The organism is Janthinobacterium pasteuri (genome assembly GCF_051380775.1).
Taxonomy (GTDB): domain Bacteria; phylum Pseudomonadota; class Gammaproteobacteria; order Burkholderiales; family Burkholderiaceae_D; genus Janthinobacterium.
In genome coordinates, this window is the sequence record NZ_JBNYXS010000013.1 from 19329 (window position 1) to 45887 (window position 26559).

The 26559-nt window shown below is 60.5% G+C and carries 21 protein-coding genes; 4 read left to right on the top strand and 17 right to left on the bottom strand.

What is annotated here, in order from left to right; translation table 11 throughout:
- Window positions 1–158: 158 nt before the first annotated feature.
- The 10 genes from ACQ4WN_RS14525 to rpsB all read right to left on the bottom strand — a co-directional run bounded on the left by ACQ4WN_RS14525 (window position 159) and on the right by rpsB (window position 10823).
- Complete coding sequence (locus ACQ4WN_RS14525; RefSeq protein ID WP_436552180.1) at window positions 159–677, bottom strand: OmpH/Skp family outer membrane protein; 519 nt, start codon at window positions 675–677, stop codon at window positions 159–161.
- Between the two features lie 51 nt (window positions 678–728).
- Window positions 729–3065, bottom strand: a complete 2337-nt coding sequence (gene bamA, locus ACQ4WN_RS14530; protein WP_436552181.1) for an outer membrane protein assembly factor BamA — start codon at window positions 3063–3065, stop codon at window positions 729–731.
- Between the two features lie 83 nt (window positions 3066–3148).
- A complete protein-coding gene (gene rseP, locus ACQ4WN_RS14535) occupies window positions 3149–4510 on the bottom strand; it encodes an RIP metalloprotease RseP (protein ID WP_436552182.1) in 1362 nt (453 codons plus the stop codon).
- Complete coding sequence (gene ispC / locus ACQ4WN_RS14540) at window positions 4507–5691, bottom strand: 1-deoxy-D-xylulose-5-phosphate reductoisomerase (RefSeq protein ID WP_436552183.1); 1185 nt, start codon at window positions 5689–5691, stop codon at window positions 4507–4509. The genes rseP and ispC overlap by 4 nt, the downstream gene beginning before the upstream one ends.
- 8 nt (window positions 5692–5699) lie before the next feature.
- Complete coding sequence (locus tag ACQ4WN_RS14545; protein ID WP_436552184.1) at window positions 5700–6533, bottom strand: phosphatidate cytidylyltransferase; 834 nt, start codon at window positions 6531–6533, stop codon at window positions 5700–5702.
- Window positions 6533–7300: a polyprenyl diphosphate synthase gene (uppS, locus tag ACQ4WN_RS14550; RefSeq protein WP_436552185.1), complete on the bottom strand. Its 768-nt coding sequence runs from the start codon at window positions 7298–7300 to the stop codon at window positions 6533–6535. The genes ACQ4WN_RS14545 and uppS overlap by 1 nt, the downstream gene beginning before the upstream one ends.
- A 98-nt stretch (window positions 7301–7398) precedes the next feature.
- Entirely contained in the window at window positions 7399–7959 is a 561-nt protein-coding gene (gene frr / locus ACQ4WN_RS14555) for a ribosome recycling factor (protein ID WP_102122155.1), read from the bottom strand.
- 177 nt (window positions 7960–8136) lie between these two features.
- A complete protein-coding gene (gene pyrH, locus ACQ4WN_RS14560; protein ID WP_071077758.1) occupies window positions 8137–8853 on the bottom strand; it encodes a UMP kinase in 717 nt (238 codons plus the stop codon).
- Between the two features lie 147 nt (window positions 8854–9000).
- Window positions 9001–9912 (bottom strand): translation elongation factor Ts, encoded by a 912-nt coding sequence (tsf, locus tag ACQ4WN_RS14565; protein WP_436552186.1) that lies wholly within the window; start codon window positions 9910–9912, stop codon window positions 9001–9003.
- A 158-nt stretch (window positions 9913–10070) separates the two neighbouring features.
- Window positions 10071–10823, bottom strand: coding sequence for a 30S ribosomal protein S2 (gene rpsB, locus ACQ4WN_RS14570; protein ID WP_071077760.1), 753 nt, complete (start codon window positions 10821–10823; stop codon window positions 10071–10073).
- A 414-nt stretch (window positions 10824–11237) separates the two neighbouring features.
- Between rpsB and map the strand changes: the two genes are divergently transcribed.
- The 4 genes from map (at window position 11238) to ACQ4WN_RS14590 (ending at window position 16367) form a co-directional block, all read left to right on the top strand.
- Window positions 11238–12050: a type I methionyl aminopeptidase gene (gene map, locus ACQ4WN_RS14575; protein WP_436552187.1), complete on the top strand. Its 813-nt coding sequence runs from the start codon at window positions 11238–11240 to the stop codon at window positions 12048–12050.
- 45 nt (window positions 12051–12095) lie between these two features.
- Window positions 12096–14663 carry a [protein-PII] uridylyltransferase gene (locus ACQ4WN_RS14580; protein ID WP_436552188.1) on the top strand — a complete coding sequence of 856 codons (2568 nt, stop codon included), beginning with the start codon at window positions 12096–12098 and terminating at the stop codon, window positions 14661–14663.
- Window positions 14664–14705: 42 nt separating this feature from the next.
- Window positions 14706–15455 (top strand): pseudouridine synthase, encoded by a 750-nt coding sequence (locus ACQ4WN_RS14585; RefSeq protein ID WP_436552189.1) that lies wholly within the window; start codon window positions 14706–14708, stop codon window positions 15453–15455.
- A 147-nt stretch (window positions 15456–15602) separates the two neighbouring features.
- Window positions 15603–16367, top strand: a complete 765-nt coding sequence (locus ACQ4WN_RS14590; RefSeq protein ID WP_436552190.1) for a flagellar brake protein — start codon at window positions 15603–15605, stop codon at window positions 16365–16367.
- Between the two features lie 96 nt (window positions 16368–16463).
- Here ACQ4WN_RS14590 and def read toward each other — a convergent pair whose 3' ends face one another.
- The 7 genes from def to ACQ4WN_RS14625 form a co-directional block, all read right to left on the bottom strand.
- Window positions 16464–17000 carry a peptide deformylase gene (gene def, locus ACQ4WN_RS14595; RefSeq protein ID WP_436552191.1) on the bottom strand — a complete coding sequence of 179 codons (537 nt, stop codon included), beginning with the start codon at window positions 16998–17000 and terminating at the stop codon, window positions 16464–16466.
- Window positions 16997–17890 (bottom strand): UTP--glucose-1-phosphate uridylyltransferase GalU, encoded by an 894-nt coding sequence (gene galU, locus ACQ4WN_RS14600; protein ID WP_436552192.1) that lies wholly within the window; start codon window positions 17888–17890, stop codon window positions 16997–16999. The genes def and galU overlap by 4 nt, the downstream gene beginning before the upstream one ends.
- Window positions 17891–17914: 24 nt before the next feature.
- Entirely contained in the window at window positions 17915–20266 is a 2352-nt protein-coding gene (gene ligA / locus ACQ4WN_RS14605; RefSeq protein ID WP_436552193.1) for an NAD-dependent DNA ligase LigA, read from the bottom strand.
- 14 nt (window positions 20267–20280) lie between these two features.
- Window positions 20281–21447: a cell division protein ZipA C-terminal FtsZ-binding domain-containing protein gene (locus ACQ4WN_RS14610; RefSeq protein WP_436552194.1), complete on the bottom strand. Its 1167-nt coding sequence runs from the start codon at window positions 21445–21447 to the stop codon at window positions 20281–20283.
- Window positions 21444–24971 (bottom strand): chromosome segregation protein SMC, encoded by a 3528-nt coding sequence (gene smc, locus ACQ4WN_RS14615; RefSeq protein ID WP_436552195.1) that lies wholly within the window; start codon window positions 24969–24971, stop codon window positions 21444–21446. The genes ACQ4WN_RS14610 and smc overlap by 4 nt, the downstream gene beginning before the upstream one ends.
- A gap of 181 nt (window positions 24972–25152) precedes the next feature.
- Complete coding sequence (locus ACQ4WN_RS14620) at window positions 25153–25788, bottom strand: phosphatase PAP2 family protein (RefSeq protein ID WP_436552196.1); 636 nt, start codon at window positions 25786–25788, stop codon at window positions 25153–25155.
- 148 nt (window positions 25789–25936) lie between these two features.
- Window positions 25937–26521, bottom strand: coding sequence for an ATP-dependent Clp protease proteolytic subunit (locus tag ACQ4WN_RS14625; RefSeq protein ID WP_436552197.1), 585 nt, complete (start codon window positions 26519–26521; stop codon window positions 25937–25939).
- Window positions 26522–26559: the final 38 nt, after the last annotated feature.

Consider the following 26559-nt stretch of genomic DNA (forward strand, 5'->3'; position numbering starts at 1 on the left):
ACCCTTATAAAAACGCCTGACTATGCCTACTGCGCGGCGCGATTTGCAGTCTCCGATGCTCACTGCCTCGGCCGGCCCCGTGCTTTAGCACAGCTCCGCTTCTCAACCACAACTCACATCCGCTCGCTACGGCACTGTCAGGCGTAAAACTATTACAGTTACTTGTCCAGCGCCTTCAAGACCTTGTCGGTAATGTCGATGCGCGGGCTGGCCCACAGGGCTTCCTGCAGCACGATGTCATATCCTTCGATATGCGCCATCTGCTGGATGATGGTGTTGGCTTTTTCCGCGATGGCACTGCGCTCTTCGTTTGTGCGCTGGCTCAAGTCTTCGCGAAATTCGCGCTGGCGGCGTTGCAGCTCCTTGTCCAGCTCGAAAAACTCGCGCTGACGCTTGGCGCGCTCGGCCTCGCTCAGGGTGGGCATGTCCTTTTCCAGGGCTTCGTTGGCCACCTTGAAGCGGCTGGCCAGTTCCTGCACGGCTTTTTCGCGCGAGCGGAACTCTTCGGCCAGCTTGGCGCTGGCCGCCTTGGCCAGCCTCGATTCGTTATAAATACGTTCGCTGCTGATCCAGGCGATCTTCGACTCCTGAGCCTGCGCCTGCACCGGCAACAGCGAACTCCAGCACAATGCGATCACGGCAAGGGACTTGGGCAGGGTAGCGGATGCGGTGTTCATGATACTCCATGGTCAAAAGGTAAAAGCTGGCGCCCCGGTTCAGATGGCCGGTTAGAAACCGGTGCCCATCTGGAACTGGAAGCGCTCCAGGCGGTCTGTCGGCTTGGCGTTCAGCGGTTTGGCATAGCTCAGCTTGAGCGGGCCCACCGGTGAGATCCAGCTGATGCCCAAGCCAGCAGAATAGCGCAATTGCGAGATCCGCATTTTTTCGCCTTCCTGGTAGACCTGGCCGCCGTCAAGAAAACCGAACCAGCGCAGGCTGCGGTCATTGCCCGAACCGGGGAATGGCATCTGCAGTTCGGCGTTACCGATCAGGCGCGAAGCGCCGCCCAACGCATCGTTGGTGCTCGGCTCGACCGCGCCCAGCGAGGAACTCAGGTAGCCGCGCACCGAGCCGATGCCGCCACCGTAGAAGTTCTTGAAGACCGGATACACGTGCTTGCCGATACCGTGACCGTAATCGATCTCGCCCTTCAGCGCCAGGGTGACTTTGCTGAACAGCGGACGGAAATACTGGTGCTCATAGATGGCACGGAAATATTTCTGGTTACCGATCACGTCAGCTTCCAGGTTGACGCGCTGGTAACGACCGATCGATGGCGTCAGGGCGCTGTCGCGGCTGTCGCGTTGCCATGCCGCCGTCAGCGGGATGGCATTCGTGGTGGCCGAACCGATACCGTCCGACGGGCCGCCATTGTCGATCACGTACTGCTTGAAGCGGACCGGGCTGGTGATGTCGGTTTCGATGCGCGAGCGCTCGGCGCCGATGCCGAAGAAGACCGTGTCGACTTCCGAGAAAGGCACGCCGAAACTGACGCGGCCACCGGTTTGCTTGATCTTGTAACTACCGATGTTCAGCGCCGGCGGTTCCGTCGTACGCAGGTAAACTTCAAAGCTGCGCGAAATGCCATCGTCCGTAAAGTACGGATTGGTTTGCGAAAACGCAATCGTGCGGCTGTAATGACTGGTATTGAGTTCGATGCCGACCGTGTTGCCGCTACCGGCGAAGTTGGCCTGCGAAATCGATGCCGACAGGGTGAACTTCTCCGATTGCGAGAACGCGCCACCGATCAGGAAGTTACCCGTTGGTTTTTCCACCACCGTCACGTTGACATCGACCTGGTCGGTCGTGCCCTGCGCTTCCGGCGTGTCGATGGTCACATCCTTGAAGTAGCCCAGGCGGTCGACGCGGTCGCGCGACAGTTTGATCTTGTTGCTGTCATACCAGGACGACTCGAACTGGCGGAATTCGCGGCGGATGACTTCATCGCGCGTGGTGGTGTTACCGGCGATATTCATGTGACGCACGTACACGCGCTTGCCCGGATCGATGAAGAAAGTAAAACCCACTTCATGCTTTTCACGGTTGATTTCCGGGTTGGCGTTGACGTTGGCGAAGGCATAGCCGAACGTGGCCAGGCGATCCTGGATGCGTTTGTTCGTGGCCGTCAGGCGCGCGCCCGAATAGATCTCGCCTTCGCGCATCAGGTTCAGGGCCTTCAGCTCTTCTTCGCGGCCGAACATCTCGCCTTCGAACTTGGTGCCGGCGATCTTGTACTTTTCCCCTTCGGTGATATTGATCGTCAGGTAGATGTCTTTTTTATCGGGCGTGATCGACACTTGCGTGGAGTCGACCTGCATCTCGATATAGCCACGGTCCAGGTAGTAGGACTTCAGCGACTCGATGTCGCCCGTCAGCTTGGTCTTTGAATACTGGTCGGCCTTGGTGTACCAGCTGAACCAGCCGCCCGTGTTCAGGGCCAGCTGATCGCGCAGTTCCTTGTCGGTGAAGGCCTTGTTGCCGACGATGTTGATCTGCTTGATGCGGGCTACGTCACCCTCGTCGACGGCGAACACCACGTTGACGCGGTTACGCTCGATCGGCGTGACGGTGGTGGTGATCTTCACGCCGTACAGGCCATGCGACAGGTACTGCCGCTTGAGCTCCTGTTCCGCGCGGTCGACCGAAGCCTTGTCGAAAATCTTGGCTTCGCCCACGCCGATTTCCTTCAATGCCTTGACCAGCACATCTTTCTCAAACTCCTTGGTGCCCGTGAATTCCACGGCAGCGATGGCCGGGCGTTCTTCGACCAGCACCACCAGCACGTCGCCATCGACTTCCAGGCGCACATCCTTGAAAAAACCCGTTGCGTACAGAGCTTTGATGGCGGCGATACTCTTCTCGTCGGAGAACGTTTCGCCGACGCGTACTGGCAGGTAGCTGAAAACAGTACCCGCTTCAGTACGCTGGATCCCTTCGACCCGGATATCCTTGACAGTAAATGGCTGAACGGCCAGCGCATGGCCGGCACACAAGGCCATGACGGCGGCGCCGATCAGGCTGCGACGAAAGGAAGGCAAGGCAAAACGAGCAGAATGTAATTTCATTGGGGTTATTCAATGGGTAAATCAATGGACAACATACACAAAAGATTGCTTGTGCGACTCACGCAATGGCATCAACCACCGCCCTAATTCAGCAATCGCAACACGTCATTAAAGACGGCAAGCACCATCAAGGTCAGTAACAAACCGATCCCCAGGCGCTGGGCAATCTCGCCTACGCGCTCCGGCAAGGGGCGTCCGGTCAAAACTTCCAGCGAATAATACAGCAAATGCCCGCCATCCAGAACAGGAATGGGTAGCAAATTCATCACGCCCAGACTGATACTGATGAAGGCGATGAAGCTCAGGTAGCTTACCAGGCCGATCCGCGCCGTCTGACCCGCGTAATCGGCGATGGTAATGGGCCCCGTTACATTCTTCAGCGAAACCTGGCCGGTAATCATTTTACCCAGCATTTTCAGGCTCATGAGACTGGTATCCCATACCTTGACAGACGCCTTGCCCACGGCAGAGAACGGTCCGGAGGCCACGGTGATCATATCCGGCACCTGCCCCAGCTTTGCCTGGATCTTACCAACTGTTACAGCTCCCTCTGCCCCGGCGCCCGGCACGGCATCCGGCGTAATGGGCAAGGTCATATCCTGCCCCTGGCGCAAGAGTTGCAATTGCAAGGTCCGGCCGGGCGCCTGGCTCAGGGTGGCGATGACGACTGCCACGTCGTGCACGGGCTGCTCGTCGATGGCCAGTATCTGGTCGTTTTTCTGCAAGCCGGCGCGCGCTGCGGCGCCATCGGGCATGATTTCCATCAGGGTGGGCGCAGAACGGGCAAGGGTCAGGCCCAGCTTGCCCAGCACGTCGCCTTCCAGGTCCGTTTCCGTCAGGCTGGCCGTCGGCAAGGTCGCTTCCTGCTGGCCACGGTCGGGACGGCGCACTTCGATGCGCGCCACCTGCTTGTCGAGGGTGGCCTGGATCAGTTCCCAGCGCAACTCGGACCAGCTGGCCACGGTCTTGCCATTCACCGCTTCGACCGTATCGCCGCTGCGCAAGCCAGCCGCATAGGCGGCCGTCTGCTCGGCCACGGGACCGAGCTTGCTCGACGGCTCTTCGATGCCGTGCATGAACAGACCCGCGTACAGCACGATGGCGACGAGGAAATTGGCCAGCGGGCCGGCTGCCACGATGGCAATGCGGCGCCACACGCTCTGGCGCGTGAATTCGCGGCGCAATTCGCTTTCCGGCAAGTCGCTGAGGTCTTGCGCGCGGCTGTCGAGCATGCTGACATAGCCGCCCAGCGGCAGCGCGGAAATTGCCCATTCTGTCTGGTCCTTGCCAAACTTGCGCGAATACACCACTTTTCCCATGCCAATCGAGAAACGCAGCACTTTCACGCCGCACCAGCGCGCCACCAGGTAGTGACCCAGCTCGTGCAAGGTAATCAAAGAGCCCAGCGCGACGATAAACGCCAGCAAGGTGGTAATCAAGGTCATGCGGCCAGCCTCTGGGCGATATACGCGTGCGCGGCCACGCGGGCCAGGCGGTCCTGCTCCATCACGGCCTCGATGCTGGAGGCGGCGCCATGCGGCACCGTCTCGATCACCTGCGCGATGACGCGGTCGATCTGGCGGAAGCCGATCTGCTCGTCGAGGAAGGCTTGCACGGCCACTTCATTGGCCGCATTGAGCAGCGCCGGCGCCGTTCCGCCCGCGCGCAAGGCATCGAAGGCCAGTGCCAGGCAGGGGAAACGGCGGAAATCGGGACGTTCGAACTGCAGCGTTGCCACTTGCGCCAGGTCCAGCTGCGCCACGCCGGAAGCGATGCGCTGCGGATACGCCAGCGCATGCGCGATCGGCGTGCGCATGTCCGGGTTGCCCAGCTGGGCCAGCACGGAACCGTCGATATACGACACCATCGAATGGATCACGCTTTGCGGATGAATCAGCACCTCGATCTGCTCGGCCGGCGCGCCGAACAGCCAGTGGGCCTCGATCACTTCCAGGCCCTTGTTCATCATGGTGGCCGAATCGACGGAAATCTTGCGTCCCATGGCCCAGGTCGGATGCTTGCACGCCTGGTCCGGCGTGACCGTGTCGAGCGTCTCGACGTCGCGCGTGAGGAAAGGGCCACCGGAAGCCGTCAGCACGATTTTCGCCACGCCTGCGGCACCTGGCGTGCGGCCATGCGCATGCGGCATGCATTGGAAGATGGCGTTATGCTCGCTGTCGATGGGCAGCAACACGGCGCCGTTATCGTGTACGGCATCGATGAACAGCTGGCCGGACATGACCAGCGCTTCTTTGTTGGCCAGCAATACTTTCTTGCCGGCACGCGCCGCCGCCAGGGTGGGCGCCAGGCCGGCCGCGCCGACGATGGCCGCCATCACGCCCGTCACTTGTGGCGCGCTGGCGATGGCGCACAGGGCTTCCACGCCGTACTCGACTTGCGTAGCGACGCCCTGCCCGCGCAGCAAACGCGTCAGTTCAAGGGCGGCGTCTGCCGTGCCGACGACGGCGCGCTGCGGACGGAACTGCAGGCACTGCGCGGCCAGTTCGGCCACGCGGCTATGCGCGCTCAGCGCATACACGCTGTATTGCTCGGGATGACGCGCGAGCACGTCCAGGGTGGACACGCCGATCGAACCGGTCGCGCCAAGGATGGTGATGTATTGCATGAGTTTCCTTAAAGCCAGCTGGCCACGAGGGCGGCAAATGGCAGGACCGGGATCAGCGCGTCGATACGGTCGAGTACACCGCCATGGCCAGGCAGCAGGTTGCTGCTGTCCTTGATGCCGGCGCGGCGCTTCAGTTGGGATTCGAACAGGTCGCCGACGATGCTGGCAGCGACGACCAGCAGCAGCACCAGCAAGGCCACCAGCCAGCCGCGGCGCAATTGCAGCTGCACGGCGAAGGTGTCTTGCAGCACCGGCAGCGAGGGCGCGGCAACGATGCTGATGGCGGCGATGAGCAGCACGGCAATCCCGCCGCCGATGGCACCTTCCCAGGATTTCCCAGGGGAAATACTTGGCGCCAGCTTGCGCTTGCCGAAAGCCTTGCCCGAGAAATAGGCGCCGATATCGGCGATCCATACCAGCGCCATCACGGACAGCAGGAACAAAGGGCTATGCAAGAACAAGGCGATGATGGCGACGAAGCAACCGACGATGGTCACCGGGTACACCAGGCTGAGCAAGGTATTGCCCAGGCCTTCGGTGGGCGGCAAGCCCGTCGCCAGCGAGGGCACGAAACGGATCAGCCAGATGGCCACGCACAGGGCGAACCAGAAATTGAGCTGCGCCATGCCGTTACCGACAAAAAACGTATACGCGAAGGCGGCAGTCCAGACGGCAGCAATCAAGAGCGCCTGGCGATTTTTAAAAATGCGGAAACTTTCCCAGACGGCGGCGCCGAAGAACGCCGTGGCGATCACGGCGAAGGCGGGGAAATAATTCAGATACAGAACCGGCAGCAAGACCGCCAAGAGGACCAGGGCGGTGATTATCCGTGTTTTCAGCATCAGTTTGTCTTTTCAGTTAATTGCGCGCTGGTACGGCCAAAGCGCCGTTCGCGCTGCTGGTAAGACGCGATTGCCGCGTCGAGGCACTCGTCATTGAAGTCGGGCCAGAAAGTCTCGGTAAAAAACAACTCAGTATACGCCAGTTGCCACAGCAGGAAATTGGAAATGCGCTGCTCGCCGCCCGTGCGGATGAACAGGTCAGGCTCGGGCGCATAGGCCATGGCCAGGTGCGGCGCCAGTTGTTCTTCCGTGTAAGCCTGTCCGGCAGGCTGCCCGTTGGCGGCAGCCTCGGCCGTCATTTTGTTGACTGCCTGCATGATGTCCCAGCGGCCGCCGTAATTGGCGCAGATCGTCACCGTCAGACGCGTGTTGCGCGCCGTCTTGCGTTCGGCATTGGCGATCAGGGTTTGCAGCTCGTCGTTGAAGCGCGACAGGTCGCCCACCACCTTCAGGCGGATGTCGTTGGCATGCATCTTGACCACTTCGCGTTCCAGCATGGTGACGAACAGGCGCATCAGCATCGACACTTCTTCTTCCGGGCGGCGCCAGTTTTCCGAGCTGAAGGCAAACAGGGTCAGATATTCGACGCCCCGTTCGAGGCAGGTCTCGACGACACCGCGCACGGCGTCAGCGCCCTTGACGTGGCCAGCCACGCGCGGCAGGAAGCGTTTGGTTGCCCAGCGGCCATTGCCATCCATAATGATTGCCACATGGCGCGGCACCGTGCCCACCTCAGGTACTGCCGTTGTCGAACTCGAATAGATCATGAAAACACGAATACCAAAAATAAAAGATAACTATTATGCGCCAAATAGCACTGCCCGGAAAAGCCATGCTTTCCCGGGCAGCGCCAGAGGACTGAAAACTAGACTGTCAGCACTTCTTTTTCTTTGTCGACCACCATCTTGTCGATATCGGCAATAAACTTGTCCGTCAGCTTCTGTACTTCTTCCGACGAGCGGCGCTCATCGTCCTCGGAGCAGGCTTTTTCCTTGACCAGTTTCTTCAGCGACTCGTTCGCATCGCGGCGAATGTTACGCACAGCAATCTTCGCGTCTTCCGCTTCGGTCTTGACCAACTTGACCATTTCCTTGCGACGCTCTTCCGTCAGCGGCGGCGTCGGGACGCGGATCAGGTCGCCCTGCGCCGATGGATTCAAGCCCAGGTCGGCGTCGCGGATGGCTTTTTCGATGGTGTTGGCCATCTTTTTTTCGTACGGCTGCACACCGATGGTGCGCGCGTCGATCAGGGTCACGTTGGCCACCTGGGTCAGCGCCGTCGGCGAACCGTAGTAGTCGACCATCACGTGGTCCAGGATACCCGTATGGGCGCGACCGGTACGCACTTTGGCCAGGTCGGCCCGCAGTGTTTCCAGCGACTTCGTCATGCGTTCCTGGGTGTTCTTTTTAACGTCTGCTAAGGACATTACTGTACTCCTTGTCTTGATAATAATGAATATTTCTACTTCGCTTGCGATGAAAACACTAGCTCAGTCGGGAGTGCCGAAAACCGTTCAGGGCAAGGCGCGGCGCCGAAGACAGTACTTAATGTACGGCGAGGCGCTGCAACGCAGCCATGGACGGTTTCTCGGTGCTCCTTATTTCTATACGTGCACCAGAGTGCCTTCATCTTCGCCCATGATGACACGCATGAGGGCGCCTGGTTTCGTGATCGAAAACACCTTGATCGGCAGTTTCTGGTCGCGGCACAGGGCGAATGCGGTGGCATCCATCACTTGCAGGTGCTTGGCGATGGCGTCGTCGAACGTAATCGTGTGGAACAGGGTAGCGTTCGGATCCTTCTTCGGATCGGCCGTGTAGACGCCGTCGACCTTGGTGGCCTTCAGGACGATCTCGGCACTGATCTCGGAACCGCGCAGGGCGGCTGCCGTGTCGGTGGTGAAGAACGGATTGCCGGTGCCGGCGGCGAAGACAACCACTTTGCCTTCTTCCAGGTATTGCAAGGCTTTCGGACGGACGTACGGCTCGACAACTTGCTCGATGCCGATGGCCGACATGACGCGCGCGACGATGCCGACGTGACGCATGGCATCGGCCAGGGCCAGTGCATTCATCACGGTGGCAAGCATGCCCATGTAGTCGGCGGTGGCACGGTCCATGCCTTGCGCGCCAGGCGCGACGCCGCGGAAGATATTGCCGCCGCCAATCACGATTGCCAGTTCCACACCCAACTTCGCCACCTCGGCCACATCGGCAACCATGCGCTCGATCGTGGCGCGGTTGATGCCGTAGGGATCATCGCCCATCAGGGCTTCGCCGGACAACTTGAGGAGGACGCGCTTGTAGGCTGGTTTTGACATGAGCTGGGGCTCCATAAATGAGGTTATTCGAGTATGACATGGCGCAGCGCCTTGCAGCGCCGGATAGGCGCGCGGGGCTGCCCATGCCGCCGCCCGGCACGACAGGTGCGGGCGGGCCAAAAAAACGGGCCTCTCGGCCCGCTTGACTTACGCTCCCTGGGAGGCAGCCATCTGTGCTGCGACTTCTGCTGCGAAGTCGTCTTGCTTCTTCTCGATGCCCTCGCCTACCACGTACATGGCAAAGCCTTTGACGCTGGTGTTAGCCGCCTTCAGCATTTGCTCAACCGACAGCTTGTCGTTTTTCACGAAAGCCTGGTTCAGCAGCGATACTTCTTTCAGGAACTTCTGTACGGAACCTTCCAGGCGTTTGGCCAGGATTTCCGGCGATTGCGCTGGCTTGCCTTCGGCGGCCGCTTTGGCTGCGTCTTCTTCAGCTTTCAGCTGTGCAACCGAACGCTCTTTTTCGATCAGTTCCGCAGGAACTTCGTTCGACGACAGCGACACTGGCTTCATGGCAGCGATGTGCATGGCCACGTCTTTGCCGACTTGCTCATCGGCGCCGTCGAATTCGACGATCACGCCAATGCGCGAGCCGTGCAGGTACGACGCCAGCTTGCTGCTGGTTTCGAAACGCTGGAAGCGGCGAATGGTCATGTTTTCGCCGATTTTGCCGATCAGGGCAGCGCGCACTTCATCCAGGGTCTTGCCATCGAGTGGCAGGGCCAGCAGGGCAGCTACGTCAGCCGGGTTGTGTTCTGCTACCAGACGGGCAGCGTTGTTGGCCAGCGCCAGGAAATCGTCGTTTTTCGCAACGAAGTCGGTTTCCGAGTTCACTTCGACCAGGGCGCCTACGCCATTGGCGATGTAGGTTGCCACGACGCCTTCAGCGGTGATGCGTGCCGATGCTTTCGATGCCTTGCCGCCCAGTTTGACGCGCAGGATCTCTTCCGCACGTGCCATGTCGCCATCGGCTTCGGTCAGTGCTTTTTTGCATTCCATCATTGGTGCGTCGGTTTTGCCGCGCAATTCGCCTACCATCGCTGCTGTAATCGCTGCCATGTGTTTCTCCTGATTCGGTGAGTCGATAGTCGCGGCCGGGCATGCATGCCTCGCCAGCGGTCCCTATCGTTTTTTTGTTAAAAAAAAGGGGGAGCTGCTGCCACCCCTTTTCCCTTACTGCTGCGCTTACAAACGGCTATCTCGCGATAGCCTGGCCATTAAGCCTGTTCGTTCACTTCGACGAATTCGTCGCCAGCGGCTGCTTTAACCATTTCAACAACTTCGTTACCGGCAGCTGCACGGCCTTCGATGATTGCATCAGCAACACCGCGAGCGTACAACATGATGGCTTTCGAGGAGTCATCGTTACCTGGAATCACGAAGTTCACGCCTTCTGGGGAGTGGTTGGTATCGACAACGCCGATGACCGGAATACCCAGTTTAGCTGCTTCGGTGATCGCACCTTTGTGGTAGCCGACGTCCACAACGAAGATTGCGTCAGGAATGCCGCCCATGTCCTTGATGCCGCCGATCGATTTTTGCAGCTTGATCATTTCACGGGAGAACATCAGCGCTTCTTTTTTCGACAGCTTCTCGATCGAACCGTCTTCAACCATGACTTCCATGTCTTTCAGACGCTTGATCGAGGTTTTGATCGTTTTGAAGTTGGTCAGCATGCCGCCCAACCAACGTTGATCAACGAAAGGCACGCCAGCGCGTTGTGCTTCAGCAGCGATGATTTCGCGAGCTTGACGCTTGGTGCCAACCATCAGGATGGTGCCACGGTTTGCAGCCAGTTGACGCACGTGCTTCATTGCGTCCTGGTACATCGCCATGGTTTTTTCCAGGTTGATGATGTGGATCTTGTTGCGATGGCCGAAGATGAACGGTGCCATTTTTGGATTCCAAAAACGGGTTTGGTGACCAAAGTGGACACCGGCTTCCAGCATTTCGCGCATTGTTACGGACATTATTAACTCCAGGGTTGGGTCTGGAATCCGATCAGTCACCATACAGGCACCCTTGTCGACCGGATTCGCGTGTTTATATAAATTAAAGACACTGTTTTACTGCATTGCTCAAAAGAGAATTCAAGCAACCCGGGATTCTACACCGAAATGACCGCCACATCAAGTCCGCACTGCAAATCGCGCGCCCTGCGGAACCGCCCGATGCACCACTCTGGTGCAAGGCGTAGCCGCGCCGCCGCCGCATCCCCATTTCCCCGACAAATCCCTGCCCGGCCATAGGAAGGAGGCGGCGGATTCAGGGCACCTCGTTTATAATTTCGACATATTTGCAGACTTTTCCCCGTACCGCAGGACTCGTCTGTGCTTTTCACCCGTGCTTTTCAGCCGACTATCTTGCAGATTGCGAATTACACCATGTCCACCATCCGTATCAATAGCGCCGCCGACATCGAAGGCATGCGCATTGCCGGCAAGCTCGGCGCCGAAGTACTCGACTACATCACTCCCTTTGTCAAGGTCGGCGTCACCACCGGCGAACTGGACCGACTGTGCCACGAATACATGGTCAACGTGCAGGGCACCATTCCTGCCCCGCTGAACTACTGCCCGCCCGGCTACACGCCTTACCCGAAAGCCATCTGCACCTCCGTCAACGACGTCATCTGCCATGGCATTCCGGGCGACAAGGTGCTCAAGAGCGGCGATACCGTCAACCTCGACATCACCGTCATCAAGGACGGCTACCACGGCGACAACAGCCGCATGTTCCTGGTTGGCACGCCCACCATCCTGACCAAGCGCCTGTCGGAAATCACCTATGAATGTATGTGGCTGGGCATCGACCAGATCAAGCCGGGCGCCCACCTGGGCGACATCGGCCATGCCATCCAGCAGCACGCGGAAAAGGCGGGCTACAGCGTAGTGCGCGAATTCTGCGGCCACGGCATCGGCAAGGTGTTCCATGAAGAGCCGCAAGTGTTGCATTACGGCAAACCGGGCACCCTGGAACGCCTGGAAGCGGGCATGATCTTCACGGTCGAACCGATGATCAACGCCGGCCGCCGCGAGATCCGCGAAATGAACGATGGCTGGACCATCAAGACCAAGGATCGCAGCCATTCGGCGCAATGGGAACACACGGTGCTGGTGACGGAAACCGGTTATGAAGTGCTGACCGTCTCGCCCGGCATGCCGCCACCGCCGGACTTCATCACGAACAAAGCCTGATCCCGCCACCCCCACAGCCAAACGCACCGCCACCCCAGGGCCCAGATGAAAAAGCAAGTTCGGGAACAGCTGAAACAGCAACTGAAAGCCGACCGCCAGGTCGTCATTGCGGCCTTCCAGGCCGACGGCAAGCCTGAAAAACTGCTGCGCAGCCTACGCCACAGCGTCGATGGGGTGCTGGCGCGCGCCTGGCAGGAAGCGGGACTGCCGCCCGGCACGGCCCTGGTGGGCGTGGGCGGCTACGGCCGCGGCGAACTGTTTCCGTATTCCGATGTCGACCTGCTGATCCTGTTGCAGCAGGCGCCGGACGCGGCGACGCAGGAAAAACTCGAGGAACTGGTGCAACTGCTGTGGGACCTGGGCCTGGAAATCGGCCACAGTATCCGCACGGTCGAGGAATGCATGGTCGAATCGAAAGCCGACATCACCGTGCAAACCAGCCTGCTCGAAGCGCGCCTCGTGTGCGGCAACGCGGACCTGTTCGCGCAATTGCAGCAGCGCTATGACGCGGCCATGGACCCGCAGGCGTTTTTCCAGGCAAAAACGGCGGAAATGCGCCAGAGACACGCCAAATACGAAGACACGGCCTTCAGCCTGGAACCGAATTGCAAGGAAAGCCCGGGCGGCCTGCGCGACCTGCAGGTCATCCTGTGGGTGGCCAAGGCGGCCGGCCTGGCCAATTCCTGGCGCACCCTCGCCACAGGCGGCCTGATCACCCTGACGGAAGCACGCCAGCTGATGGAAAAGGAGCGCGCCTTCAAGGATATCCGCGTGCGCCTGCACCTGCATGCGGGCCGGCGCGAAGACCGCCTGGTGTTCGACGTGCAGACGGCAATCGCCGAATCGCTGGGCCTGCAGGCCACGGGCAGCGGACCGCACATGCGCCGCGCCAGCGAATTCCTCATGCAGCGCTATTACTGGGCCGCCAAGACGGTGACTCAGCTCAACACGATTCTGCTGCAAAATATCGAAGCACGGCTGTTTCCGCAAGACGATGTGGCCGTGCCCATCAACGAACGCTTCAATGAAGTCAACAGCCTGATCGATATCAGCGCCGACGATACGTTCGAGCAATACCCGTCAGCCATGCTGGAAATCTTCGTGCTGATGACGGAGCGCCCGGCCCTGAAGGGCATGACGTCGCATGCCACGCGGGCCCTGTGGCACGCGCGCTTCAAGATCGACGCCGCCTTCCGCCAGGCCCCCGTCAACCGCGCCCTCTTCCTGCGCATCATGCAGGCGCCCGTGGGCATCATCCACGCGCTGCGGCGCATGAACGAGATGAGCATCCTGGGGCGCTACCTGCCGAACTTCCGCCGCATCGTGGGCCAGATGCAGCATGACCTGTTCCACGTGTACACGGTCGACCAGCATATTTTGATGGTGGTGCGCAACATGCGCCGCTTCACAATGAGCGAACACGCGCACGAATACCCGTTCTGCAGCCAGCTGATGGCCGATTTCTCCCAGTCGTGGCTGCTGTACGTGGCGGCCCTGTTCCACGACATCGCCAAGGGCCGCGGCGGCGACCACTCGAAGCTGGGCGTGGCCGACGCCACCCAGTTCTGCCAGGACCACGGCCTGTCGGCCGAGGATACGGAACTCATCGCTTTCCTGGTGGAAAATCACCTGACCATGTCGCAAGTGGCGCAAAAGCAGGACCTGTCCGATCCCGACGTCGTCCAGGCCTTTGCGAAAGTGGTCAAGGACGAGCGCCACCTGACGGGTTTGTACCTGCTGACGGTGGCCGACATCCGCGGCACCAGCCCGAAAGTGTGGAATGCCTGGAAGGGCAAGCTGCTGGAAGACCTGTACAAGATTACCCTGCGCGTGCTGGGCGGCGAGCCGCACACGGCTGACCGCGAGCTGAAAAACCGCCAGCAGGAAGCGCTGGCCACCCTGCGCCTGTACGGTTTGCCGCCAGACGCGCACCTGAAACTGTGGCAGCAGCTGGACGTGGCGTATTTCCTGCGCCACGACGCCTCCGACATCGCCTGGCAGACGCGTTCGCTGTATGACAAGCTCGACAGCAAGTTGCCGGTGGTAAAATGCCGTCTGGCGCCCATCGGCGAAGGCTTGCAGGTGGCCGTGTACATTCCCGACCAGCCCGACCTGTTCGCGCGCATCTGCAGCTATTTCGACCGCAAGAATTTCAGCATCCTCGACGCGAAGATCCACACGACCAGGAATGGTTATGCGCTCGACACTTTTCTCGTCACCGAGCAGAACTTTGCCAAGAGCTACCGCGACATCATCAGCCTGATCGAGCATGAGCTGGGCGAACTGCTGCAGTCGCAAACGCCGCTGCCGCCGCCGGGCAAGGGACGGCTGTCGCGGCTGTCGCGCACCTTCCCCTTCCAGCCGACCGTGGATTTGCGGCCCGATGAAAAGGGCCAGTACTACCTGCTGTCGGTGGCCGCCAACGACCGCACGGGCCTGCTGTATGCAATCGCCAATGTGCTGGCCAAGTACCGCATCAACTTGCACACGGCCAAGATCATGACCCTGGGCGAGCGGGTCGAAGACGTCTTCCTCGTCGACGGTCCCGCGCTCAATAATGCCCGCAACCAGATATTGCTGGAAACCGATTTACTCGATGCGCTGAAAGTGTAATAACCTCCGCGCAGCGCCTACCCTTACTGAAACTGAAACAACATGACCGAAGAATTATTACGCTTGTCCAAACGCATGTCCGAACTGGGCCTGTGCTCGCGCCGTGAAGCCGATGAATGGATCGCGCGCGGCTGGGTCCGCGTGGATGGCAAGGTGGTGTCCGAGCTGGGCAGCAAAGTCACTCCCAGCCAGCGCGTTACCGTGGAACGCCAGGCGGCAGCCGAGCAGTCGAAGCGCGTCACCGTATTGATCAACAAACCCGTCGGCTATGTCAGCGGCCAGGCTGAAGACGGCTACACCCCCGCCGTGGCGCTGATCAAGGCGGAAAACCGCTGGGCGGAAGACCGCAGCCCGGAACAGTTTCACCCGACCCAACTGCGCAGCCTGGTGGCAGCCGGGCGCCTGGACATCGATTCCGTCGGCTTGCTGGTCTTGACGCAAGATGGGCGCGTGGCCAAGCAGCTGATCGGCCACGATACCGATATCGACAAGGAATACCTGGTGCGCGTGAGTTACACCAAGGGCGACACCCTGCCCGATAGCGAGCTGAAAAAGCTCAACCATGGCCTGTGGCTCGACGGCAAGCCGCTGCTGCCGGCCAAGGTGCGCTGGCAAAATGAAGACCAGCTGAGCTTTACCCTGCGCGAAGGCAAAAAACGCCAGATCCGCCGCATGTGTGAAGCTGTCGGCCTGAAGGTGCTGGGACTGAAACGCGTGCGCATCGGCAAGGTCAAGCTGGGCGACTTGCCGACGGGCCAATGGCGCTATCTGAGCGCGGACGAACAGTTTTAAGCGACTGCATCAAGATGGCATACGCCCCGGCATGCCAGGCTACATAAGCGAATATAGTGATATAAAATCAATTATTGTGATTTACTTAGCAAATATTGCCTTAAACCTATACACTATTCCCCATTAGAACAAAAGAGATACGCTGTCGTGAACGATCCCATCCCCAACCCCCTGCGCAAAGGCGCGCCCAGTCTGGCCGACGTGGCCGAGCCGATGGAGCCAGGCACCAAGCCGCACCATATGAGCGATCCGTGGGATATCGGCGAAACCCTGTGCAGCCTGGCTGACAACGGCGACGCCATTTCCATCTACCCGACGAATGGTGAAGACGTCATCATGGCGCGCATATTGTCCGTCGACGACGACTTGCCGCAATTCCTTCTGGAACTCAATGAAGGTGCCAGCCTGCCCGAAGGCGGCGCCACGTTTGTGTCGTGGGTGCAAAGTGCCAAGCTGCAATTTACCATCAATGGCGAATGGGAGGCCTATTCCGAGCGGCCAAACGTCTACCTGACGAACTTCCCCAGCCATTGCCTGGTGCTGGAACGGCGCGAATCGAAGCGCCTGGAAACACCGCTGGGTGTGTACTACCTGGCAGCCTTCGTGCTCGAGGGTCGCCCGTATGAACTGCAGCTGTATGATTTCTCGGCCGGTGGCATCGGCATGCGCGCCCACCCGCGCGATACGGTTGGCCTGTACGTGGGGCGCAAGCTGTCGCGCGTGCGCCTGGAACTGGGCCCGGACAAGGTCATGATCGCCGACCTGGAAATCCGCCTGTCGCGCACCTTCCGCTCCTTCCTGCTGGGCGAGCAGGTGCAGATCGGCTGCCGCTTCCTGAACTTGACGGATGCCATGCAGGATGAGTTGAAGGCGCTGCTGGATAACCTGGGCAGCAGCCGCAAGGTGCGCTAGCTTAGCTTCGCGCAATACTGGGGTCAGACCCTCAACACTGCCAACACATAGCTCTGCGCTGACGCATCCGGGGGTCTGACCCCGGACGTTATCTGATTAGTCATCGTCGTTTGGATCCAGGTCCGGGAACATGACCTCGGTGTAACCGAATTGCGTAAAATCAACGATACGCATCGGATACAAAATACCATGCAAGTGATCCACTTCATGCTGTACCACCCGCGCATGGAAACCGTCGCAGTCGCGGCTGATGGGCTGGCCAAACTGGTCCACGCCTTCATAGTGCAACTCGCTCCAGCGCGGCACGCTGCCGCGCATACCAGGCACGGACAGGCAGCCTTCAAAGCCCTCTTCCTTGCGCTCCGACAGCGGCGTCAGCACAGGGTTGATTAACACGGTTTCCGGCACTTGCGGCGCATCGGGATAGCGCAGATTCTGCTTGAAGCCGTAGATCACCAACTGCAGGTTGACGCCGATCTGCGGCGCCGCAAGGCCTGCGCCATTGGCGGCATGCATGGTGTCGAACATATCGGTGATCAAGGCATGCAATTCGGGCGTATCGAATTCACGCACTGGCTCGGCCATGCGCAGCAAGCGCGGATCGCCCATCTTCAGAATTTCACGTACCGTCATTTTGCTTCCAGTGTCAATTGCAGTTCTTGCAGATAAGCGCGGAAGGCTGCGCCCGTTTCCGGATGTTTCATGCCCATCGCCGTCGTTGCCTTCAGATACCCAAGCTTGGAGCCGCAATCATAACGCTGCCCCTGGTAGCGGTAAGCCAGCACGCGCTCTTCGCGCATCAGAGCGGCGATGCCGTCCGTCAACTGGATTTCGCCGCCGGCGCCCGTGCCGATATTTTCCAGGTGGTTAAAGATACGGCTGGTCAGCACATAACGGCCCACCACGGCCAGGGTCGATGGCGCGTCTTCAGGCGCGGGCTTTTCCACGATAGCCGAGACCAGTTCCAGGTCTGGTTGATAATTCTTTGCCGACACGATACCGTACTGCTTGGTTTCTGCGCGCGGCACATCCTGTACGGCCAGCAGCGAGCAATTTTCATACTGAAAGACATCGGCCATCTGCGCCAGCACGGGGCGCACGCCCTCTTCCACATCCATGAAATCGTCGGCCAGCAAGACGGCAAACGGTTCGTCGCCGATCACGGGACGGGCGCACAGCACGGCATGCCCCAGGCCCAGCGGCGCCGACTGGCGTATGTAAATGCAATTGATGTGCTTGGGAATAACGTTTTGCACCATCTCGAGCAACTGGCGCTTGCCGGCCGCTTCCAGCTCCGATTCCAGCTCATAGGCAGTATCGAAATGGTCTTCGATGGCGCGCTTGTTACGACCCGTGATGAAGATCATTTCCGTGATACCCGCCGCCACCGCTTCTTCCACCGCGTACTGGATCAATGGCTTGTCGACGATGGGCAGCATTTCCTTCGGTTGCGCCTTGGTCGCAGGCAAGAAGCGGCTGCCCAGGCCGGCGACGGGAAAGACTGCTTTTCTGATTTTTTTCATGGGTCTTCTATAATATTTTAATGATTAGTCCTGTGCGAGCAAGGCCAGCAGGCCAGCCTCGTCGAGTATGGCCACGCCCAGTTCCTGCGCCTTGGCCAGTTTGCTGCCGGCGTCCGATCCGGCCACGACGTAAGCGGTTTTCTTCGACACAGAACCGCTGACCTTGCCACCGGCCGCCTCGATCAGCTCTGCAGCCTCGTCGCGGCTCATGTTGGGCAAGGTGCCCGTCAGGACGAAAGTCTTGCCGTCCAGCTTGCCACCAGCGGCTGGCATTTCAGGCAATTGTGACAGCAATTCATTTCGCAAGGCGTCCAGTTGAGCAAGCAGCTTGACATTGCCGTCATTGGCCAGCCATTGCGCCAGCGATTCAGCCACGGCGGCGGGCAAGCCGGCGTGGAAGCTCGCGCCCTGCGCTGCCAGGCTGGCCAGGGTTACGCCCCGCTCCACCAACTGCTTGCTGCGCGGTTCCGTCAGCTTGGGGATACCGATCGCCGCGAGCAGCTTGGTTTGCTCCAGTTGCAAGCGCAGCTTGGCGCTGGGTGCGTGTTCGCCCTGCGGCGTGACGCCTGCATCCAGCAATGCCTGCAGCGCCTGCTGGTTCTTTTCTTCGGCAAAGAAATCGGCAATCGACACGGCCACGGTGCCGCCAATGTCGGGCAGCACGCGCAGCAAGGCCGCCGGCGCGCGGCGCACATAGTCCAGGCTGCCCAGCCATTCGGCCAGGGTCTTGGCCGTCGATTCACCCACATGGCGGATGCCCAGCGCAAACAGGAAACGCTCGAGCGGCGGGCGCTTGCTTGCTTCTATGCCGGCCAGCAAGTTTTCCGCCCATTTGGTGGGAATCTTGCCTTGTTGCACTGTTTCCGGCGTGGAACCATCGCGCTCGTCGGCGCGCAGCTTCATTTCCAGCAGTTTGTCCAGGGTCAGGCTGTACAGGTCGGCCAGGCCATGCACGTATTCCAGTTCGACCAGGGTATCGATATAACGTTCGCCCAACCCCTCGATATCCATCATGCGCCGCCCGGCAAAGTGTCGGAACGCTTCCTTGCGCTGGGCCGAACAGAACAGGCCGCCCGAGCAGCGGGCAATCGCTTCGCCTTCTTCGCGCACCACGTGCGAGTCGCAGACCGGGCAGCGCTCCAGCATCTTGAACGGCAGCGGCGCCGGTTCGGGCCGTTTTTCCAGCACCACGGACAGCACTTCGGGAATCACGTCGCCGGCGCGGCGCACGACGACGGTATCGCCCACGCGCACATCCTTGCGCAGCACTTCGTCTTCATTGTGCAAGGTGGCATTGGTCACCGTCACGCCGCCGACGGACACGGGCGCCAGACGCGCCACGGGCGTCATGGCGCCCGTGCGACCCACCTGGATGTCGATGCCCAGCACCACCGTCAGCGCCTCTTCGGCGGGGAACTTGTGCGCCAGCGCAAAACGCGGCGCGCGCGACACAAAGCCCAGCTCCTGCTGGTCTTGCGTCGCGTTCACCTTGTAGACCACGCCGTCGATTTCATAGGGCAAAGCGGGGCGGCGCGTGCCGATATCGGCGTAGTAATCGAGCAAGCCCTGCGCGCCCTGCACCACCCTGCGCTCCTTCGACACGGGTATGCCCAGGGTGTCGTACCAGTCCAGCAAGGCCGAATGCGAGGCCGGCATGGCGGCGCCATCGAGGGTACCGATGCCATACGCATAGAAACGCAGCTTGCGCTGCGCCGTGATGCGCGAATCGAGCTGGCGCAGGCTGCCGGCCGCCGCATTGCGGGGATTGGCGAATTCCTTGTGCCCTGCTTCGCGCTGGCGTTCGTTCAGGCGGGCAAAATCGGCCTTGAACATCATCACTTCGCCGCGCACATCGAGCACGGCCGGAATCCTGTCGCCCTGCAGGCGCAGCGGGATGCCGGCGATGGTGCGGATATTCGCCGTCACGTCTTCCCCGGTGGCGCCATCGCCGCGCGTGGCCGCCTGCACGAACAGGCCGTTTTCATAGCGCAGGTTGATGGCCAGGCCATCGAATTTCACTTCGGCAGCATAGTCGACTTCTGCACCGTCAAGGTCCAGGCCTTCACGCACGCGGCGGTCAAAGTTGGCAATATCGTCATCGGTGAAACCATTATTCAGCGACAACATCGGCACCGTGTGCGTGACTTGCTCGAATTGCGGCAAGGGCGCCGCGCCCACGCGCAAGGTAGGCGAATCGGGCGTGCGCAAGTCAGGATGGGCCGCTTCCAGCGCCTGCAGTTCGACGAACAGCTTGTCGTACTCGGCGTCGGGAATGGTGGGATTGTCGAGCACGTGGTAGGCGTGCAGATGCCGATTGAGTTCGGCAGTGAGTGCCAGGACGCGCTGGGCGGCGTCCTGGTTGATCGGATCAGTCATTGTTGCGGGATTCTTCAGCTAAATAAACGCAGGGCGCGGGTGGAACCGGCGGGAATGTCGGCCGCGTCCATTTCCTGGTAAAACTCTTGCACCTGGCCGGCGATCTCGGCCAGCGCCGCGTCCGACAGGGCCTGGTTGTAATCGTCGACGATAGTGGCGTCGAGGCGGCCCACCAGCGCTTTGGCACAGGCGACCATGGCGCCAAAACCGTCGCGCGCGGGCGCCACGCATGGCACGTCCAGCAGCAGGGTCAAGCGGGGCGTGGTTTCCTCGGCCAGGGTGACATTCGTCGACAGCGAGAACAGATAACTGCCATCGCCGTCCGGCATGACGAAACGGCCGTCCGGACGCACGTCAAAACCCTGCTTTTCCAAGGCGAAGAGCAAGGTGGAAATAGCCCACGGTGCACCGTTCGTGTGCAGGTTCACGCCTAGCTGGGCATCGTGGCCGGCAACGAAGCGGTGCAGATTGCGCGCCTCGGCCATCACTTCCATCATGTCGGGCACTTCCGGCTCGGCGCCGATCTCGTCCGCCACGCCGCGCAGCCGCGTGACCAGTTCCGAGTATTCCAGTTCATTCAAGGCCGTGCTGCGGCTGGCCAGCTGCACGCCGCCCTGCATCTTGGTATAGACACCGCCATGCGTGATCGGTTCCCAATCGCCATTCACGTGCAAGCCGATGAAGTGCACGGGCTTGTTACCCACCAGGCGCAGGGTTTGCAACACGGGCAGAATCTTGTCGCCACGCACGGGCGCTTCCAGCGACAGGGGCAGCAGGCAATCGATCAGCGGGTCGACCAGACTGGTCGCCTGCTCGCTGGCGGCGCTGACTTCTTGCACGGGCTCGGCCGCTGGTGCAGAGACTGGCTCAGCAGGGGCATCCCCCAGCGACGGTTCCGCATGCACGGGGGCGTCGCACACGGGTGCCGTCGGCGGCGCGCCGAACGACGGTTCGGCCTTGGCGGCGGGCGCGGCATCAAAGCGCGGTTCCTGGCGCAAGACGGGTTCCTGAACATCCGCCGCAGGGGCGTCGCCCTCGCGCATCAGCACGTCGTCGTGGTCAGTGGAAAAGGCCCGCTCCACGCTTTTCTTGGCCTTGTATTCCTGCCATTTGTTGTACGAGAAAACGCCGACGATAAAGACGCCGCCGGCGCCGAACAAGGTAATTTGTAAGTCTGTCATGCTGCTTGTGCCTCGGTAGCAAAATTTGCGGCGGACTCCATGTCCACCGCCACGATGCGCGATACGCCCTGCTCCTGCATCGTCACACCGATCAATTGATGGGCCATTTCCATCGCAATCTTGTTATGCGAAATGAAAAGGAATTGGGTCTGGTCGGACATGCGCTTGACCATGCGGCAGAAGCGTTCCGTGTTCGAATCGTCCAGCGGTGCATCGACTTCGTCGAGCAGGCAGAACGGCGCCGGATTCAGGCGGAACATGGAAAACACCAATGCGGTCGCGGTCAGCGCCTTCTCTCCACCGGACAACAGGTGGATGGTGGCATTTTTCTTGCCGGGAGGCTGCGCCATGACTTGTACACCGGAATCGAGAATCTCGTCGCCCGTCATGGTCAGCTTGGCCTGGCCGCCGCCAAACAGGATGGGGAACAGCTCGGAAAAGTGGTGATTGACCTTGTCGAACGTATCTTGCAGCAAGTCCCGCGTTTCCTTGTCGATCTTGTGGATCGCGTCTTCCAGCGTATTGATCGCTTCCGTCAAGTCGGCATTCTGGGCATCGAGGAAATTCTTGCGCTCGGACGCCTGCGCCAGTTCGTCCAGCGCGGCCAGGTTGACGGCGCCCAGCGCCGTGATGGCATTCGTCAAACGCGTCACTTCGCCCTGCAGATACGATGGTCGCATGTCCGGGTGTAACTTTTCGCTCAAGACAGCTTCATCGGCGCCCGATTCCAGCAATTGCTGGGCAAATTGCTCCTGGTTCAGGCGCGCGGCCTGTTCCTTGAGCTGCATTTCCATGATCTTGTCGCGCTGCGGCTGCAAGCTGCGCTCCGATTGCGTGCGCGCATCTTCGGACAGGCGCAGCTGCTGCGTGATCTGGTCCAGTTCATGGCGCGCATCCGCCAGCGCCCGCTCCTGCGTGGTGCGGCGCTCGAGCAAGTCCTGCAAACCGTCGGCGGCCGCGCCGCTTTCCAGGTTGGCCAGTTCCAGTTCGCCCGCCTGCAGGCTGGCAGTCACTTGCTGGGCCTGCGTACTGGCCGTGGCGATGTTGCGGCGCAATTCCTCGATCTTCGCGCGGTGGGCTTTTTCCGCGTATTCCGTATCCTTGGCGGCACGCTCCAGGTCGCGCAAGGCTTCGCGTGCCTCGGCCAGGCGCTGTTCCTTCTGCAAGAAATCGGTATGGCCGTCTTCGTGCGCTTCCTGCAAGTTGCCCAGTTCCATGTCCAGCTGTTCGAATTTTTCTTCCGATTCCAGCTTGGTCTGCATCTGTTCCGCTTCCTGCGCGGCGATCTCGGCCAGGTCCGCGCCGATCTGCGTGCTGCGCTGGTTGAAGCGCGCTTCCACTTCCGACAGTTTCACCACGTCCAGTTGCAAAGTATGCACGGACGACGTCAGTTGCTGTATGCGCAGGCGCAAATCCGACAGGTTGCGCGTCAAAGTTCCCACGGCGGCATCGGCCCGCACGGAACGGGCGCGCGCCTCTTCGGCCAGCAATTGCTGTGCGCGCAACTGTTTGCCGATATTCTCGATTTCCTGCTGGCGCCCCAGCATGCCTTCCTGCTCCGAATCGGCCGCATAAAAGCGCACGCTGGACGCCGTGACCACATGGCCCGCGCGCGTGACGAAATAGCCGCCCGGCGGCAACTTGCTACGCTCGGCCAGCGCCTCGGCCGCGTCTTCCACCGCGTAGGCGTTGTACAGCCAATCCTGCAGCAAGCCGCGCAAGCCAGGATCGTTGAGTTTCAACAAATTCAAAAACGGCTTGAGGCCCGCCACTTCCGGCAGGGGCAGCGGCGCCACGGTGGACGGCGCGTACAGGGCCAGTTTGGCTGGCGGCGCGTCGGCAAAGAAAGCCTTGGCCCAGTCAATATTCGACAGTTGCAGGGCCGACGTGCGCTCGCGCAGGATCGATTCCATGGCCGCTTCCCAGCCCGCTTCGATCTGCAGCTTTTGCCACAGGCGCGGCAAAGTATCGAGTTCGTGCTTTTTCAGCCACGGCTGGACCTTGCCCTGCGTCTGTACGCGTTCCTGCAATTGTTTCAAAGCGGAAAGACGCGCCTCCAGCTGCGCGTTGGCGGCCGTCTCGGCATTGACCTGCGCCTGCGCCTCCATCCTTTCCTGCTCCAGCTTGGGTTGCTGCTCCAGCGCCTCTTCCAGGTAGAAACCTTGTTCTTCCAGCGCTTGCTGCTTTTCTTCCAGCTGCAGTTTCAGGTTTTCCAGGTGGCTGCTGTCGGGCAAGCTCAGGCTGTTCTTTTCCTGCTGCAAGCGCTCGCGGCGCGTCAACAGGCTGGCCAGGATGTTCGAAGCATTGCGCTGGTGCGCCGATTCCAGTTCCAGCTGCTGCTGGGCCTGCATAATCCGGGCGCGCGATTCCGTGCTCTTGTTTTGCGCGGCGCGCCAGGCGGCGTCCAGTTCAGGCAATTGCTCGCCCTTCTGTTCGGCCATCATTTGCGATTGCTCGACCTTCGCAGCCAGCTCTTCAAGGTGGAATTCTGCCTCTTCGATCTGTTCCTGGTATTCGCTGCCTTGGCTGTTCCACTGGTCGCGCTGGGCCGTCAAGGTGGCTAGCTGCGCCTGCAGGCGGGCGCGCGATTCGATGACGAACTTGATCTGCGCTTCCAGGCTGCCGATTTCCGCATTCGTCTGGTACAGATGGCCCTGCGCCGTATGCAAACGGTCGCCCACGGCAAAGTGCGCCTGGCGCATCTGCTCCAGGGTCAGTTCCACGTTGCGCAGCTTGGCCGTCTGTTCTTCCAGGTCTGTCTGCGCCTGTTCCACTTCGCGGAAATAGCGCGTCTGCTCGTTTTGCGCCTCGTTCTTGCGCAGCAGCCACAACAGTTTCTGTTTTTCTTCCTGGTCCGCCTGCAAGGCGTGGAAACGCGTGGCCACGGCCGCCTGCGCTTCCAGCTTTTCCAGGTTGGCATTGAGTTCGCGCAAGATGTCTTCCACGCGCAGCAAATTCTCGCGCGTATCCTGCAGACGGTTTTCCGTCTCGCGGCGGCGTTCCTTGTATTTCGACACGCCGGCCGCTTCTTCCAGGAAGACGCGCAATTCTTCGGGGCGCGATTCGATGATGCGCGAAATCATGCCCTGGCCGATGATGGCGTAGGCGCGCGGGCCAAGGCCCGTACCGAGGAAAATATCCTGGATGTCGCGCCGGCGCACGGGCTGGCCGTTGATGTAATAGGTGGAAGTGCCGTCGCGCGTCAGGGTGCGCTTGACGGCGATCTCGGCGTACTGGCCCCACTGGCCGGACGCTTTGCCGTCGTTATTGTCGAACACCAGTTCCACGGAAGCGCGCCCGGCGGGCTTGCGGTGGGTGGAACCGTTGAAGATGACGTCCTGCATCGACTCGCCGCGCAGTTCGGACGCTTTCGATTCGCCCAGCACCCAGCGCACGGCATCGATGATATTCGACTTGCCGCAGCCATTCGGCCCGACCACGCCCACGAGCTGGCCTGGCACCTGGAAATTGGTGGGATCGACGAAAGACTTAAATCCCGACAACTTGATGGAAGAGAGACGCACGTGTTTTAGAGTTCCTGGCCTATGCTGGCGGTTGAGATCGGTGAACCCGGTTCATATTCAGTTCAGATGCACCATTGCGATGACAGCCTGGCCGCTCACCGCAAAAAAGTGGTTCATCATACCATTTCCCGATGCTTTTCTGGCCAAAAAACAGCAGCATCAAGTGCTGGCCAGCGCCATCTCAAGGGGCTCGGTGGCCATCTTGCGCCAGTTTCCAGTCTTCACGGGAAAAAACGCGCTCATGACCGGACAGCACCATGGCCAGTTTTTGCAGCCACTGCTCGGTCGGCATGGGCTCGGCCTTGAAGCTCAGCGCCACCATCAGCACCAGGCTGGCCAAGGCCAGCGCATGGCTGACGGCGAAATTCACGGCGCCGCGTGCATTCCACATGAAGCCCAGCGCCAGCGCCAGGCCCAGCACGCCGCCGCTGACCGCCTCCGACACGCTGTGCGCCTGCACGACGACACGCGAAATGGCCACCAGCACGGCAAACGCCACACCCACGAGAACACCGGCATGGCGCCAGCGCGGTTCGGCGCGCTGCAGCAACACATACATCAGGACGGGAAACACGGCGCCGGCGCGCATGGCGTGGCCGCTGAAACCGGTAAAATCAAGCGCGCTGCTGCCCACGCCCCAGCTCATGAAAGCCAGCTTCGACAGCACCACGAGAGCCAGGCCGCCGCCGTACCACAGGCTCCAGCTGAGCACCAGGCGCCACTGGCGCGAGACGAGCAGCCACAGGGCAATCGCCACCCCAGCCGGCCCCATGACGGACATATCGGCCGCAAAAGAAATCCCATTCCACCAAGTCATCGCGCCTGCACTTATTTCATGATCAGCGTGCACTATGCCACGACTCTGGCCTGTTCCGCGCGGCTTTTGCTGTGCTGCAGCGAAGAATTACATTCGATTACAAAATTTTCGCGCTAAAACTATCCGCCTGACCAGCACCTGGCGCGCGTCAGATATTCGTCAGGCGCTTGCCCTTGGGTGGCGCGAAATCGCGGATCGATTCGATCATGCCCACTTCCAGCGCCTGGTCGGCCGTCAGGTGCAAGTCGGAATACGCATGCACCTGCCATTGCTCTTGCGTCAGGTTGACGTGGGCGCGCAGGATGCGCTCGGTACGCATGTCGTCGGCGCGCAAGCCCTCGACGATGATGCTGAGCGCATCGGGCCGCGAACCGGGCGAAGCTGTCGCATGCGATTTGTGCACCATGAAGCGGGCCGTGTCGCTGGCGTGGCGGTGCCGCCCCGACAGAAACAGGGTAACGGCGATGGACGCCACGGCGCCTGCGTTGTAGGTAATGATATCGAACGGCAACTTGCTGAGGAAGTTGTACAGACAAATGCCATCGCTGACATAGCCGCCGTTAGACTGGATCAAAATGTGCGCGGTGGTGAGCTTGTCTTCCGTGATGTCGGCGACGGCGTTGAAGACGCGCCGCACCATGTCGCTGTTGACGTCGCCCGAGAGAGTGAAATAACCGTGCTGCTCGGTGTTGTTTTGTGTCTCGTGTTGTGTCCCGCTCTGTGTCGTGTTCATGGCAGCCACCCGCAAGAAAGCCAGAATTTCATCATAGC